Source organism: Chryseobacterium aahli (genome assembly GCF_022699665.1).
Taxonomy (GTDB): domain Bacteria; phylum Bacteroidota; class Bacteroidia; order Flavobacteriales; family Weeksellaceae; genus Chryseobacterium; species Chryseobacterium aahli.
This window is the reverse complement of record NZ_JALDNB010000001.1, coordinates 277,899-294,061: the sequence shown is the minus strand read 5'-3', so window position 1 is coordinate 294,061 and position 16,163 is coordinate 277,899. Positions and strand designations below refer to the sequence as shown.

The window sequence follows — 16,163 nt, the reverse complement described above, 5'->3', positions numbered from 1 at the left end:
AAATAAAAACAGCACCACTAGAATTATAATGGTGCTGTTTGCTTTATCTTAGGATTGATTTTAGTCAATATAATTTTCAGCTCATTGCTTTTTCATCCGTAAAAAACTCAAATCCTTCTTTTCTTTTAATTAATTGTAACGGATACATTTTTGGATTGTATTCCCCATTCAAAACTTCATTCAAAGCATGTTTTTTATTCTCTCCGAATGCAACAACTAAAATATTTTCCGCTTTGTTAATAATCGGAGCAGTTAAAGTGATTCTGAACATTTCCTGAGGTTTCAGATAGTAAGCATCAACCCATTTTTCCTTTTCATCTAAAATATTTTCGCCAGGAAATAAAGAAGCCGTATGACCGTCATCTCCCATTCCTAAAAGAATAAAATCAAAAACACCTTCATCACCGACAACATTTCTGATTTCCTGTTCATATTCTTTAGCATACTTTTCAGGCTCAATTCCGTCTTTGTACATCGGGAAAATCTGATTTTTATTGACATGAACTTTATCAAGAAGCGCTTCGAAAGTCATTTTCGCATTGCTTTTTTCGTCATTTAAAGAAACCCAACGTTCGTCAACCCAGAAAAAGTAAACTTTATTCCATTCAATTTTTTCCGCATATTCCTGAGTAGCCAATAAATTAAAAATAGCTTTGGGAGAAGATCCTCCGCTTAGTGCAACCGTAAAACGATCATGTTTCTCAATCGATTTTTTTGATAATTCAACAAAACTATCGGCTGCTTTTTTATATAATATATCTAAATCGTCAAATACCGTGATATTCATTTTCTTTTTATTTAAATTTAAATCATCCTAAACCCAGCTGTGGCCTTGTCTTTCAACCAAAGCAAAACTGTCTTCTGGTCCCCAGCTTCCTGCTTCATAATCCGGAAAAGATGAATCTTTTCTACCTTCCCAAGTCTCCTGAATTGTTTTGACTACATCCCAAGCTTCCTCTACCTGATCCGAACGCATAAACAAAGTAAGATCACCAATAAGTGCATCCAGCAATAAAGTTTCGTAAGCTTCCGGAGTATCTTCCTGACAAGCAAAATTATCGAAAATCATTTCTACTGGCTTCAAAACCAAAGAAAGCCCGGGTTGTTTTGCCATAAACTGCAATCTGATATCCATCAAAGGCTGAATATTGATAATCAATCTGTTGGCAGACAATAATTGTGAACTTTCAGAAAATGTAGAATGTGGAAGCGGTTTAAACTGAATCGTAATATAAGAATGTTTTTCCTGCATTTTTTTACCGGTGCGTACGTAAAAAGGAACGTCCTGCCATCTTTCGTTATCCAGATAGAATTTTACGGCTGCGAAAGTTTCTGTATTTGACTCAGGAGCAATTCCGTCTTCCTGACGATAACCTTTGGCTTTTACCCCATTTACAGTACCTTTTCCATATTGACCTCTTACTGCATAATGATCAACTTTATCGGATGAAATTCTGCGGATCGATTTCAGAACGTCTACTTTACGGTCTCTGATTTCGCCTGATTCCAAAGAAGCTGGTGGTTCCATCGCCACCATACAAAGGATTTGCAGCAAATGATTTTGAATCATATCACGAAGTGCTCCGGTTTGTTCGTAAAAACTTCCTCTCGTTTCTACACCAACTTCTTCAGCAACCGTAATTTGAACCGATTCAATATGTTTACAGTCCCATAATGGCTCAAAAATAGAATTTCCAAATCTGAACGCCAATATATTCTGTACTGTTTCTTTACCTAAATAATGATCGATACGGTAAATCTGTTCTTCTTCAAAAGTCTCGGCCAGCAAACTGTTGAGCTCTATCGCCGATTGTTTATCGTGTCCAAAAGGTTTTTCAATAATAATACGATCTTTCTGGGGATCAGAAGCTAATGAAGTATTTTTGATATGATTGGAAATCGTAGAAACGAAATTTGGCCCAATCGATAAATAAAATAATCTGTTTCCTCTTTTTCCGTAGACGGTGTCAAATTTTTCTAATTTCTGGTACAAATCTTTGTAAGAACTCTCCTCATCCAGCTGATGCTGGAAATAGGTAATATGTGCCTGAAACCCGGCCCAATCTTCTGAAGTAATCTTTTTTCTTGAGAACTGTTCGAGATTTTCTTTAATGTAATTTTTAAAATATTCATCGCTGTTATCTGCTCTTCCGAGTGCCAGAATATTGAAGCCTTTCGGCATTCTGCCATCGATGTATAAATTATAAAACGCCGGAAAGAGTTTTCTTTTGGCTAAATCTCCCGTTGCACCAAAAATAATGATTGTTGTTGGCTGCAGGATTTTATTTTCACTCATTTTTTCCGAATATTAGTTATTTGCAGTTTGCCAAGATGCATGAAAAACACCTTCTCTGTCTGTTCTCTGATACGTATGTGCTCCGAAATAATCACGCTGAGCCTGAATTAAATTAACCGGTAGAGATTCTGTTGTGTACGCATCAAAATATCCTAAAGCGGTTTGAATTCCTAAACTTGAAATTCCGTTTGAAGCGGCAAATGCTGCAGTTTTTCTTAGTGAAGAAATTTTATTTTTAACGATTTCAGAAATATCTTTGTCCAATAAAATATTAGATAAATTTGGATTTTGAGTATAAGCCAAATAGAACTTCTCCAATAAAACAGAACGGATAATACATCCACCTCTCCATATTTTGACAACATCTTTTAATGGAATTTCAAATTGATATTCCTCAGACGCTTTTACCAATAATGCCAAACCTTGTGCATAGCTGATTAATGTTGCCAAATAAAGCGCTTCACCAACTTCTTTGATGAACTGTTCTGTATTTTCAGGACTTGCAATTTCATTTTTAGAATATAATTGAGAAGCTTTTACTCGCTCTTCTTTGTAAGCCGATAAAATTCTTGAAGTCACGGCAATATCAATGGTTGGAATAGAAGTACCAATTTCCATGGCTTGTTCGGAAGTCCATTTTCCGGTTCCTTTTGCTCCTGCTTTATCTAAAATCTGGTCAACAAGATAACCGTCTGTCAAATCATCTTTTTGCTGGAAAATATCTCTTGTGATTTCAATTAAGAAAGAATTCATCTCACCGTTGTTCCACTCTTTGAAAACTTGGTATAGTTGATCGTTATTCAGTTTAGCTCCTTTTCTCAGTAAATCGTAAGCTTCGCTGATGAGTTGCATGATGGCATATTCAATTCCGTTGTGAACCATTTTCACATAGTTCCCGGCTGAACTTTTTCCCATGTAGGCTGTACAAGCTTCTCCATTCACTTTCGCAGAAATGGCTTCCAACATCGGCTGAATTAATTTGAAAGCTTCCAAATCTCCTCCGGGCATAATGCTAGGTCCTCTTCTAGCACCCTGCTCACCTCCTGAAACACCAATTCCCATGAAGTGAAGATTTTTTGAGGCTAAATCAGCAATACGTCTTTCAGTATCTTTGAAATAAGAATTTCCTGCATCAATCACGATGTCTCCACCGCTTAAAAGTGGGGTGATGTTTCCTAAAACAGCATCTACGGGCTTTCCGGCAGGAACCATCAGAATAATTTTCCTCGGAGCTTCTAATGCGGCTACAAAATCTTGTAAAGTCTGGGTACCTTTTACCTTCATTTCTGAAGTAGCACCGTCCTGTAAATCTTTTATTTTTTTTTCGTCAAGATCAAATCCTGCAATTGAAAAGCCGTTATCGGCAATATTATAAAGAAGATTTCGCCCCATTACACCGAGACCAATGACCCCGTAATTATACTTTTCCATTCTTACTTAAGATTTATTTTATTTTTACGGGTCAAATTTACGGAAATGCAAACCAGTAAAAAAATTATCCGAAATTTTCTTTCAATGGTTATGGTAGTTTTAATCAACTAAAAATCTGTAAACACTCAAAATATCTTCAGACTTCCTTACATCGTCATTGGAACTTCCATCAATAAGATTTCTGTATCTTCTGTTGTTGATTTGATATTTAAATCTGAAATATCCCATACACCAAAACCGTCTCTCGTTTCAACTATTTGTCCTTCGATTTCTGCGCTTCCTTTTAAAATAAAAGCATATACACCGTTTCCTTTTTTCTTGATTTGATAATTGGTTTCGAAGTTATTTTCAAAGTTTCCTAAGTGAAACCAGGCATCCTGATGAATCCAAACACCTTCATCATCAGCATTTGGAGACAATATTTGCTGAAATTTATTCTGACCTTTTGATTTGTCTAAAGTAATCTGGTCATATCTTGGTGTCACGTTTCTCTTGTTTGGATAAACCCAGATTTGAAGAAACTTCACCAAACTGTCGTTATTTTTATTGAATTCGCTGTGCATAATCCCAGTTCCTGCGCTCATCACTTGGATATCTCCACTCTTGATAATCGCCGAATTCCCCATACTGTCCTTGTGCTCCAAATCACCTTCCAACGGAATACTGATGATTTCCATATTATCGTGAGGGTGCGTTCCGAAACCTCTTCCAGCCTCCACTTTATCATCATTCAAAACTCTCAAAACTCCGAAATGCATTCTTTCAGGATTGTGATAATTCGCAAAACTGAATGTATGATTGCTCACCAACCAGCCGTGATCCGCTTTTCCTCTGGAATCCGCTTTGTGAATCACAGAATTATCTTTGATTTTTGAATCTGTATTGGGCAAATGATTGTATCCAATAGGTTCTAGCGGCTCGATTTCGTCAATCTCATTTTTCATTGTATTGCCTAATGATGCGGTTGCTACGAACATTCCTGTGCCGAGTAATCCTTTCTTTAAAAAATCTTTTCTGTCCATATCTGTTTTGTTGTTTATTCGTTATTGATAAGACAAATTTATGGTGATGAGAATTGCTGTGCATTTAACTAGTTTAATAAATGCATTTAAAGCAAAAAAATATGGAGCTTAAATTCCCCTTCTCTGAAGGGGTGGATTTTTGTGAAACAAAAAGACGGGGTAGTTTACACGTTTTGTATAAACCACCCCGTCAAAAATTTTTCAAATTTTCGCCCCCCTCCATTGGAGGGGAATTTCGTGTATTTTATTTCTCTTTAGTCGCCAGACGCTTTCTAATTGTACTCACAAATTCTTTAGAAACGCCCAAATATGAAGCGATATAATACTGCGCAACTCTTTGTGGAATCGTTGGATATACTTTTATAAATTCCAGGTATCGGTCTGATGCACTTTTTGAAATGGTATTCACCAGACGGTTTTGAAGCGTAAAAAGATTTCTCTGAACCAACATTCTGAAAACTCTTTCGAATTTCGGAATTTCCTGCAACAACTTTTCTTTGGTCGTCGGATTCAGCATAAAAATCTCTGAATCTTCGATGGTTTCTATATATAAATTGGAAGGTTTTTGGTCTTGGAATGAAGCGATATCACTAATCCACCAATCTTCGATGGCAAACAAAATCGTCACTTCAAAACCATTATCATCAAGATAGTAAGCCCTTAAACAACCTTTGTGAATGAAGCCTTCAAACTGACAAACTTCTCCTTCACGCAATAAAATTGTTTTCTTGGGAATCGTTTCACAAACTAATAAATCAGTAAAGAATTTTTCTTCAACAGTGTTAAGATCGATGAAACGGGTAACGTTCTTGATGATATTTTCAAACATAAAATAAGTTTACGGCTGCAAATTAGGGAAAAGTGTGTAAACTTCATTCTTTAAAAGTCCGCTTCCTCCGCCGTAATGGTCGATAACCTTAATTTCTTTATCTAAATTTTTACAAAATACTTTAATTTCATTTTCAAATTTCTCTTCTAAACCTGAACTCAAAAGAACGATATCTATGTGATTTTCTTTGATGTAATTATAACAGATATTTTCATCGCTTTGAACCTCAGCTTCCCAACCTTCATTATTTTCGATGATTCTTTTTAACGTTTCAAGAATTTCCTGATTTTTTCCGATGACCAAAAAATTTAATGTTTTCATATGTATTTATGTTTGAATTCTCGCCTATTTTTAATTTTATCTGGCAAATTTATGGCAATAAAAAACCTTGCACATTTAACTAGTTTAATTAATCATGAAACTCTGATTTTTTATGCAAAAAACAAAAAGAGATCTGCCGGCTGGGCAAATCTCTATTTTATTAAAGTCTTAATGACTTACTTATTATTTGATTTAAAAAGCCTTAAGCTGCTCGTCGTAATAAAGAATAGCATCATCAATCACAGAAGTTATTCTCGGGAAATTGTTATAGCGTTCCCCAAAAACTTCCAATCCGGTAAATTCTGTAGAGATATTGCTTGCAAAAGTACTCGTCAAATTTATCGTTCTCAGTACCTGACTTACCTGAATCAAAGTATTGATTTTATTGTCAATAGATAACTGTGGCGTCAGATGCTTTCTTAAACCTTTCAGTTCATCCAGCTGCTCTTTCGTTACCTTTTTTTTCTTCTTTCCCATACAGTAAAATTACATCTTTTAAGAAGGCAATATTTTTATTTAGTGTTAACAAATTGTTACGGGATGTTTTTTGACCTTAGGTATATAATGAGGAGTTTATCAGTGATAAATATTTGGCTGAAATATTAGTTCGTTAAATAAATATCGTAAAATGAAACTAATCTGTAAATCAAACTTTTATCAATATACTAATTGCAAATAATTTATATTTACGAAAATTAAGCTATTATTGTTGCAATATGCTTAATTTGATTGATCACAAATAAATTTGTTAAGAATAATGATAAAAAGTTTATTAATTAAACAAGGAGTTTCTGAAGGAATTTCTTTATTAAAAAAATTACTAAAAAATAATAAGATTGAACTTATCACATCTTATGAAGATTTAGAAAATGCTTTTGAAAACCATAATAATTTTGTAATAAATTCTACAAAGCAAATAAGTTTTAAAGAACTTAGTAAAAATAGAAATATTAATGACGTATATATAGATCTTGATATTGAATTACAGCGAAAGAGTGTAAAATTCAAAGATCAAATCAGTGAAAAGTCAACAATTAAAAATATTCTTACAAATAATGATGATGATAGCCACATCATTATATTAGGTGATCCAGGGGCTGGTAAAACAACAACTATCAAACATATATGTCAAATTTTATTGACCGACCAAATTGAGATTAAATATCAATTTCCAATTTTAATTTATCTGAGGGATATTACAGATGGAGAGTCAATATACTCAAAATTAAAAAGTATTTTTGGAATTGAAATTGCAACTAAGGATGAAAAAAAAATAAATTCATTAGAAAATGTCTCTTTGCGAGAAAAATATGTAAATACATATATTAACTCATTTAATTGTATAATAATATTAGATGGTCTTGATGAAGTAAAGCCAAGAAGATTGGATAATTTCTACAATGAAATTAAATCTTTAATGCTAAATCTTACTTCTAGTCTTGTTGTATTAACCTCTAGAAGCGCATCATATAACTACCACATAGAAAATTCAGTCGAATATGAAATCTGTGAACTCAATGAAAACCAGATAAACGAATTTATTGATAAATGGTTCACTTTACCTGAAGATGCTGAAATCTTTAAAGAGAAGTTATATACATCTAAATTTTTAGATTTATCATTACGTCCTTTAACACTTGCCCATTTGTGCGCAATTTTTGAAAAAACCAGAAAATTTTATGATAAACCAAAATCAATTTATAAAAAATTAGTTCGTCTACTAATAGAGGAATGGGATGAACAAAGAAGAATACTAAGAGAGTCTATTTATGCTGATTTTGATAATGATAGAAAGTTTGATTTTTTAGCTCACTTCGCATATGATCTCACCATTTCATACTCTAATAAGATTTATTCTGAAGATGATTTTAAAAAAACCTACGAAAGGATTTACAAATCATTTGAACTTCCTAAAAATGAGAATTTAAAGGTGATAAAAGAAATTGAAGAACATAATGGTATAATAATTAAATCAAGCTATGATTCTTATGAATTTGTTCACAAATCAATGCAGGAATATTTAGCTGCAGAATATATTGTTAAAATGCCAGCAATTCCAGTTGGATTAATATACGACACAAATATTTCGAATGAGCTTGCAATCGCAGTTTCATTATCCTCTCAACCTGACAATTATTTTTTTAAACTAGTATTTGATTTATTTAATATAGAAAATTTAAACCCTCAATTTGCAATAGAATTCATGAGTAGATTAGAATATGAAAGACCTACATTCAAAAAAAGTCTTTTGATTCCATTCAGTTTTATTCATATTTTAAATTTATTAAGAGAAAGTTCTATTTTTGATTTGAATAATGTTCAGAAAGACTTTACGGAAAATTACAATGAAATAATAAAAAAGTTTTGTACAGATAAGAATTTTAGAATTTCTTTGAAGCAATTGGCTAATTATATCGATATTGATAAGACTGAATCAAGAGAAGGAATAACTATTTTATGTTTTGAAAAGGAAATCGCAGATAATCTAGATGATGACGAAAAGTATTATTTAAATCATACAGAAGATTATCAAATAAGTACAAAAATGTTTAAAGAATTTCTATCATAATGTGATTACAATTTAAGCCCCCATGCTAGCTCATGCTTCCACTAAAAAAACAAACGGGCACGAGCAAGATGCTTGCGCCATCAGAATACAAACAAAAACCCCCGCCCAAAAGCGGGGGTTTCGTATGATATCAACCACTATAACTTTTTTTAGAAATATTTTATCGGATAAACCTATCTTTTCAATATTAATTTTATATTTGTGATCAGAACACACAAAAAAACAAAATGATGATTACCACAATTTACCCTTCCGCGCGCGCAAGAATCTTTGCCGGCTCCTCAATTTTCAACTCACTTCAAATTATAAGTTCGTACACCCGAAAAACTAGTAAGAAGCTGCAGACAAGCGTTTAGTTAACACCTTCAACTCTTTAGTCAAGGTTTTCAACCGCTTCGCCAGAGCATTCAACCGTTTAGTTGAGACGATCAACTATTTAGTTAAGGCGTTCAACCGTTTAGTTGGGACAATCAAGTATTTAGTTGAAGCGTTCAAGCACTTAGTTGAGGAAATCAAGTACAATTTATTACATATCAACACTTTACAGCTCCCTTTAAAAAGATACAAATAACGAAATACCAGTTATTGTAGACGATTTTTAAGTTCAATTTATAAACACAAACAAAAAATTTCATTATGAAAAAAGATCAGGTAAAAAGAGATTTCATCATTGCAGATTCTGTATTGAAACAGAAAGCAGATGAGTTGATCAATTTGATAGACAGAGACATCACCGAGTTCACAGATCGTGGCTACAGTACTGCAAAGAAAACAGAGCTTATTGAAGCACGCACCGCCGTGGAAAATTACCCGAATGATGAGCAGCTGGAAGCCATTAAAATGGATCTGACGGCCCAAAAAGATGCCGCAAGAAACGCCTTGGAAAAAACCATGCGCAGCATTTTCAATATGGCAGAGAATACTTTCGGACAGTTTGGTGCGAGGTACAAGGAATTTGGCAATGCAGCAGTAAGCCAGCAAAGTGATTCTGAACTGGTGCGTATAGCCAAAACCATGACCGCAACCGCCACGAAATATCTGACGGAACTCGCTGAAGAAGGGCTCACCGAGGATAAAATCACTACGCTCACTACCCAACGTGAAACTTTGGATGCAGCCATTGATGCTCAGGCAAAAGGCATATCTGACCGCGATCTTGCAACGGAAGGACGCATCGAAGCGCTGAACAGGCTCTACAGATTACTCACCAAATATGCAGGCATCGGACAGGATATTTTCTATGAAACCAATGAAGCCAAATATAACGATTACATCATCTACAACACGCCAAGCGGTCTGCCGGAAAATCCGACACCGACACCATTGTAACATTGTAAAAACAACAAATCCTCTCAAAATGATTGAGAGGATTTATTTATTGTTTTAAACTATAGCTGCATCTTTTTACAACACAGACTAAGTTTATATTATTCTTTAATAAATTTCTTCTTCACCGAACCTTTTACATCTTCTATATCGATGATGTAAAGTCCGTTTATCAGGCTTCTTACGTCAATTGCGTTATTTACAATCAGACCCGATGACACTAATCTTCCGGAAGCACTGTAAATTTTATAATTAGCTTTTGCACTAATGTTTTTAATATTTAAGATCGTACTTACCGGATTAGGGTAGATTAGAATTTCATCCTGATTTAACGAATTGACAACAGGTACCTTAGAGATTCTCACGGTATAATCTTCTACCTCACCGTTAGGGAAATTAAGACAATTCACCGGAATTCCATCTTTTTGCATCGCCACTCTCATTACTACATATTTGTAATTTGTCATGCTTACAAACGCATCTGCAGGAACATTGAATGTTGCGTTCGCCGTTGGGTTTGTATTTGGTCCGTCAGCAAGAATCCTTTCATGAAGATCAAAATATCCGTTTCTGTCGAAGTCAATCCAGACTGCTACTCCTGCTTTGTCACCATTGCTTAAGGTTTTATCAATGATTAATTGATTTCCTGCAGAACCCTGTACCAACTCAATATGTTTCGTTGGGTCTCCTGTATAATCTGTGTAATTAGATCCCAAAGATTCGTTGATCATTTCAGGTTTACCTGTAGGTTTCGTGGTAACCTTAGAGATAAACTCTGTTGCTGAATTAGCAGATGACATTTGACAATACACGACTGTAGGTGTTGTAAAATAGTAGAGCGGGGTAAAATTACCCGGTGTTCCGCTACAAACATTTGCAACCTGCATTTCATATTTGGTCAATTCTAATAGGCCTGTAATTGTATAGGTATTGACATTCACCGAAATATTCGTCCAGCTAGGAACCCCTACTTTTCTATATCTTAAAACATAACTACCTGTAGCTCCAGCCCCGGTATAGGCATCCCAAACTACCTCTGCACTTGTTGGCGTTAATGTAGTAATTGTTAATCCCGGAGGGGGTATTTCACAAACTCTTACTGTTGTAAATACCTGAGGATTTGACCATGGGTTTGGAACCGTTTCACCAAAACAAATATTTGCTACCTGTACTTCATACATTACAAAAGATGTTAATCCTGTAATAGTATAAGAATTAGCTGGCGGAAGCGGTGCAGTAGGCGTAATCCATGTTGTAGTACCTACCGGTCTGTATCGGATAATGTAAGTCGCATTAGGAACCAATGGATTCCACGTTACAACTGCTGATGTTGAAGTGATGTTTGTCACCGTTACATTCGGAGGTGTAGGATCACATCTTGTTGTGAATGTCTGTACTGGTGTATAGCTACCATTACCTCCACTACCACAGACCGCAGCCACTCTTACTTCGTAAGTTGTAGCCGGAGTTAACCCTGTAAGCTGTACCGGAGGGTTACCCCCAAAAACAGATGCATTGATCACGATCCAATTGGAAGCAGGTGTTGTCACCGCTCTGTATTCCAGAACAAAAGCATTGTTATTTGCCGCTGGCGTCCAGTTGACTGTAGCTGAATTATGAGTGACAGGATTAATATTTAAACTGGTTGGGGTATTATTACTACAAGGTCTCAATTTTACAGCGTAATCTTCCACTTCACCATTTACCGGGTCAACACAGATTACAGGAGCACTTCCACGTTTCAAAGCAACTCTCATTGTGGTTGTGTATTGTCCTGTGTAGATTCCTGCTGATGGAACATCAAATGTAGCCGTTACAGGACTAGTTGTACTTGATGCTGAAGTCATTATTCTTTCAGAATCTGCAAAAACACCATCTCTATTCCAATCAATCCATGCATAAACAGCATCGGCATAAGTAGTACCCTCCCAAGCTTTAGAAACTGAAAGCTGGTTTCCGGTAGATCCCACTTCTAAATTGATTAATGTTGCCGGAGTGGTATAACTGATATAATTAGTCTGAAGAGATGTATTATCCATTAAAGGAAAATTCACCGGTGTTACTTTCACATTAGAAATATAATCGTTAGTTCCCGTACCTATCATATTGCAATATGTCAATGAAGGAGTTGTAAAATTGACTGAAGCACCGAATGCGCCCCAAGTAGTTCCACATTTTGCCTGAATCTGTACCTGATAAGCCGTCTGCTCTAAAAGATTAGTAATATTATAAAAACTTTGTCCGGCAGCCAATTCTACATACCCTAAAGGTTGCAACTGCCAAACTCCCGTAGTTCCTTGTCTCCATCTGATTCTGTAGGTAGCATTAGCAGTGGGAATCCAAGACACATACGCTGTGGAAGATGTCATATTAGAGACTGTAGGTACCGGAGCCGTTGTACTACAAGGTTGTAAATCTATAAACTTAACTGCATAATCTTCAACTTCTCCGTATGTATTTCCAGAACACGCTCCAGCGGCGGCGGCATAGGAAACGACAACTCTCATTCTTGTCGCATTAGGACCATTATAAGTTACGGCCGGAACATTGAACGTTCCTGAAACAGGTGATGAAGCATTAGAGCCACTAGTATATATCAACTCACTTGTATCGAAAATACCATTTCTGTCAAAATCAATCCATACATTAGTATAATTTGCATATTGAGTACCTGACCACGTTTTTCCAATAGAAATAGAGTTATTTTGAGTATTTCTTACAAGGGTAAGCTCCAAAGCCGGATTGGCAGAGTAATCAGTGTACTGAGATTGTGCAGAAGTATTATTTAATATTGTAGATCCTACAGGGTTCACATTGACATTAGATATCCATCCATATGTTGCACTGGTATATTGTGCAGCATGAGGACACCAGGAAATTGCGGGTGTTGTAAACTGTACAGGCGCCGAAAAGTTACCTTGTACACCATTACAGATATAAGCTACTCTAAACTCGTATTGCACTTGCTCGTTTAACCCTGTAAGCGTATGAGTACTCACTGCCGGATTTGGCGTTACCGGAATCCAAACTGAAGCAGGTGTAGTTACAACTCTCCATTGTACAATATAAGATGTTGCACCTTGTGCAGGCATCCATGATAAAACAGCACTCACAGGAGTAAGATTTGTCGCCGTTAAATTAGTAGGTGCAGCACTTGTACAAGGTACAGGATCAATAAATCTGACAGCATAATCTTCAACTTCTCCATAGGTGTTTCCGGAACATGCACCAGCGGCAGCGGCGTAGGAAACCACAACTCTCATTCTTGTTGCATTAGCACCATTATAGGTTACTGTCGGAACATTAAACGTTCCAGAAACAGGTGACGAAGTGCTGGCTCCGCTGCTGTATATCAATTCGCTTGTATCGAAAATACCATCTCTGTCAAAATCGATCCATACATTAGTATAGTTTGCATATTGAGTTCCCGGCCATGTTTTCCCTACAGAAATAATGTTATTTTGAGTACCTCTTACAAGCGTAAGATCTAAAGCAGGGTTGGTAGAATAATCAGTATACTGAGATTGTGCAGATGTATTGTTTAATGATGTAGATCCTACAGGATTTACTGTTACATTAGATATCCATCCATAAGTTGCACTGGTATATTGTGCAGCATGAGGACACCATGAAACTCCGGGTGTTGTAAAGATGACTGGAGTAGAAAATGCTCCCGCAGGACTTGCATTACAAACAGTCGCTATTTCAACTTCGTATTGAGTAAATTCCAATAAACCATCTATGGTATAGGTGTTCGTCAAAGGTGTTGTAAGGTTGACCGTGATCCAGGTTCCACCGGGAAGCGATCTGTATCTTAAAACATAAGTCGCTCCGGCAGCAGGTGTCCACGAAACATTCGCAGAAGTTGCCGATACATTACTGATTGCAATATTGACAGGAGGAGTATTTGTACAAGGTACCAAAGCTGTCCCTACCATCTGGACAATCGGAATTACAGAATATCTGCTTGTAGCTGTAGGCGGAGTTGCAGGATTAGGATTTGTGGTTGTGTTATAATACAGCATTCCTTTATTCGTTCCAGCAGTATAACTTCCCCAGTTGGCAGTACAAGAAGTTCCTGTAACATTTTCATCTACAGCGATTACCACATTGCTTGTTCCATCCCATAAGAAAGGTGTACTCAACGGAATTGTAACCCAAGTTCCGGCAGTCATTGCCGGTAAAGTACCGGTATAAACCTGCGTTAAAGATGAAGAAGGAACCCAACTTGTAGTTGTTGCAAAATCAGTCTGAGCCGTATTTCCCATATAAACCACCCATTGATTGTAGTTTGCCTGTGTAGTTCCAGTTGTAGAAACATAGAATTTAATAGAAGTAATATAAGTGTTAGTCCCCACAGCTCCTGCAACTTCTGATGCTGTATATATTTGCTGGGAGTAATTAAATCCTGAACAAGAATAGACAGGCAAGTAAGCATGCGTGGCAGTTCCGCCACCAATCTGACCCGGTGTAAAAGGAGTACCTGCTACCCAAGGAGATTTATCGGTAGCAGAACAAACCGATCTTACCCACCAATAATATGTAGTTCCCGAAACCAACGGAGTTATATTAGCCGTCATCCCCGGGGTTGCCGTTCCTACAGTAGCTGCAACGGGAGGAGTATTGGTAGGAGAATAATAATATTCGTATCCGTTTGCTGGAGCCGGAGCTGGGGCTAAAGGTGCTGTCCAATTGATTGTTCCTGAAGTAGGAGTAACGTTCGTTACCGGAAGAGTTGTCGGCTCAAAACAGGTAGGAGCCTGTATTACCTGAACCTCATCCAATAAAACATCATCGTAGAAATATCCGTTTCCGGCTACGTCTTTATCAACAGTAAATTTAAGCTGAACTGTTGCTCCCACATATGTTGCAGCCAAAGGAACACCAACAGTTCTCCAGGCAGGATCGTTTGTGTTGCTTGCCCAAATCTGTACCCATCCTGCTCCACTGTTTATCTCAAGCTTCAGCTGATTGTGTTCATAATTAGGAACAGTTCCGGTAAGTGATGTTAAATGATTTTTAAACCATTCAAACTTTACATACGGATTTGTCAAGCCTGTAAGGTTTATTTGAGGAGAAAGCAATTCTACGGTATGTTCGTTGGCGTAAGGCGAACTTGCGTCTACCCATGCAAATGTTCCTGCAGGTCGTCCGCCATTTCCTGTTGCGCCATATCCTGCGGATCCAGAAAACATCCATTTAACATAAGTACTTGTTGATGTTGTGGTAGGATTTTGACTAATCCAGCAAGCAGGCAGTGCTCCGGTGCTGAAGGATTGTAAAAAAGGCACAGGAACAGGCGTACACTGTGCTGTAATTTTAGCGATGAACGCTAAGAAGAAGATTATCGTAAGTAAAACTTTATTCATATTTACAATGTTCTGAATTAAAATATTTTTGAAATGGTGTAGTGATTTTATCTGTAGAAATGAAAATTTCAAGGAATATCATCGTCAAAAGAATGACGGAACTCTAAAAAAGTAGAGCATGTTTTCATAAGAGTAGTAATTTGGTAATGGACAAATTTAATTATTTTTATTAAATAAGCAATATTTTACCACTTAAAATACAATAAATTATATCATAATTAAAAAAAAATACGATAAATATAATATTACACAAATATTAACAAACACCTATCACCACTGACATTTCCCCAATTACTATGCATGAAATAACAACTATATAATCGGTGAAAATTATATAGAATTAGTTCATATTATCCTGCATCAGTTTGTCTATATTTGATAAAACTATTTAACAGCATCCAATGATCCATACAATTACTCAAGCATTTCTAAAGAAAACCTTTTTTATTTTTGCTTTCATCTTTTCATTAAACTGTATTTCACAGAACTTAGACAATTGTAATATTCAGAATTCTGAAGCTATTGCAGCCCGAAAACTCGACAAAGAAGCTTTAATATGTATCGCAAAAAATTCAGACAAGCCGTATACGGTATTCTATACATTGGCATCGTGGTGTGAGCCATGCAGAATACATTTTCCTGATGCTTTGGACTTGGAAAAAACAGGAAAAGTTAATCTTTTTGTAGTATTGGTGGAAGCAGAAAGAGACCCGAAAATAAAAAATGCCATCAGTTTTATCAAGTCAAAATCTGAGAATGTACAATTTGGCGTACTGAATGATGAAAAATACGGCTTTAAAGTAGGTAAAAGAAATACAAAGTTGGCTACAGAAGTTACTCCCAATGGAAACAAAGTAATCGATGACTTCGGAAAGTTTATACTAGTTGACCGTTCTGGGCAGATTTTGTATGTCACTAATTACAAAGACTATGATAAGGATTGGAAAAATTCTAAAAAGATGATTGAAAAAAAAATAATTCCTCTACTTAAATAATAACT

The 16,163-nt window shown here is 36.0% G+C and carries 11 protein-coding genes; 3 read left to right on the top strand and 8 right to left on the bottom strand.

The genetic code is table 11. The annotated features are described in order from the left end of the window. Positions 1-76 precede the first annotated feature (76 nt). From pgl to MQX03_RS01245, 7 genes are all read right to left on the bottom strand, one after another. Complete coding sequence (pgl, locus tag MQX03_RS01275; RefSeq protein ID WP_242800820.1) at positions 77-787, bottom strand: 6-phosphogluconolactonase; 711 nt, start codon at positions 785-787, stop codon at positions 77-79. Positions 788-814: 27 nt separating this feature from the next. Continuing rightward, the gene (zwf, locus tag MQX03_RS01270; protein WP_242800818.1) at positions 815-2,296 is read right to left on the bottom strand and encodes a glucose-6-phosphate dehydrogenase; all 1,482 of its coding nucleotides are present in this window, start codon (positions 2,294-2,296) and stop codon (positions 815-817) included. 12 nt (positions 2,297-2,308) lie between these two features. Further along, positions 2,309-3,727: an NADP-dependent phosphogluconate dehydrogenase gene (gene gndA / locus MQX03_RS01265; protein WP_242800816.1), complete on the bottom strand. Its 1,419-nt coding sequence runs from the start codon at positions 3,725-3,727 to the stop codon at positions 2,309-2,311. A 146-nt stretch (positions 3,728-3,873) separates the two neighbouring features. Then, on the bottom strand, positions 3,874-4,749 hold the full coding sequence (locus MQX03_RS01260) for a pirin family protein (protein WP_242800814.1): 876 nt from the start codon (positions 4,747-4,749) through the stop codon (positions 3,874-3,876). Between the two features lie 244 nt (positions 4,750-4,993). Further along, positions 4,994-5,578, bottom strand: coding sequence for a Crp/Fnr family transcriptional regulator (locus tag MQX03_RS01255; RefSeq protein WP_242800812.1), 585 nt, complete (start codon positions 5,576-5,578; stop codon positions 4,994-4,996). A gap of 9 nt (positions 5,579-5,587) precedes the next feature. Next, positions 5,588-5,899, bottom strand: a complete 312-nt coding sequence (locus tag MQX03_RS01250) for a hypothetical protein (protein ID WP_242800787.1) — start codon at positions 5,897-5,899, stop codon at positions 5,588-5,590. Between the two features lie 192 nt (positions 5,900-6,091). After that, positions 6,092-6,376 carry a hypothetical protein gene (locus MQX03_RS01245; protein ID WP_242800785.1) on the bottom strand — a complete coding sequence of 95 codons (285 nt, stop codon included), beginning with the start codon at positions 6,374-6,376 and terminating at the stop codon, positions 6,092-6,094. A gap of 280 nt (positions 6,377-6,656) precedes the next feature. Here MQX03_RS01245 and MQX03_RS01240 point away from each other — a divergent pair, with 280 nt between their 5' ends. Together MQX03_RS01240 and MQX03_RS01235 are read left to right on the top strand one after the other, a co-directional pair. Continuing rightward, complete coding sequence (locus MQX03_RS01240) at positions 6,657-8,468, top strand: NACHT domain-containing protein (RefSeq protein ID WP_242800783.1); 1,812 nt, start codon at positions 6,657-6,659, stop codon at positions 8,466-8,468. Between the two features lie 636 nt (positions 8,469-9,104). Further along, a complete protein-coding gene (locus MQX03_RS01235; RefSeq protein WP_242800781.1) occupies positions 9,105-9,797 on the top strand; it encodes a hypothetical protein in 693 nt (230 codons plus the stop codon). A gap of 98 nt (positions 9,798-9,895) precedes the next feature. On the opposite strand, the gene MQX03_RS01230 is transcribed toward MQX03_RS01235, so the two are convergent. Next, positions 9,896-15,163 (bottom strand): GEVED domain-containing protein, encoded by a 5,268-nt coding sequence (locus MQX03_RS01230; RefSeq protein ID WP_242800779.1) that lies wholly within the window; start codon positions 15,161-15,163, stop codon positions 9,896-9,898. Between the two features lie 401 nt (positions 15,164-15,564). On the opposite strand from MQX03_RS01230, the gene MQX03_RS01225 reads away from it, so the two are divergent. Beyond that, positions 15,565-16,158, top strand: a complete 594-nt coding sequence (locus MQX03_RS01225; protein WP_242800777.1) for a thioredoxin domain-containing protein — start codon at positions 15,565-15,567, stop codon at positions 16,156-16,158. Positions 16,159-16,163 lie beyond the last annotated feature (5 nt).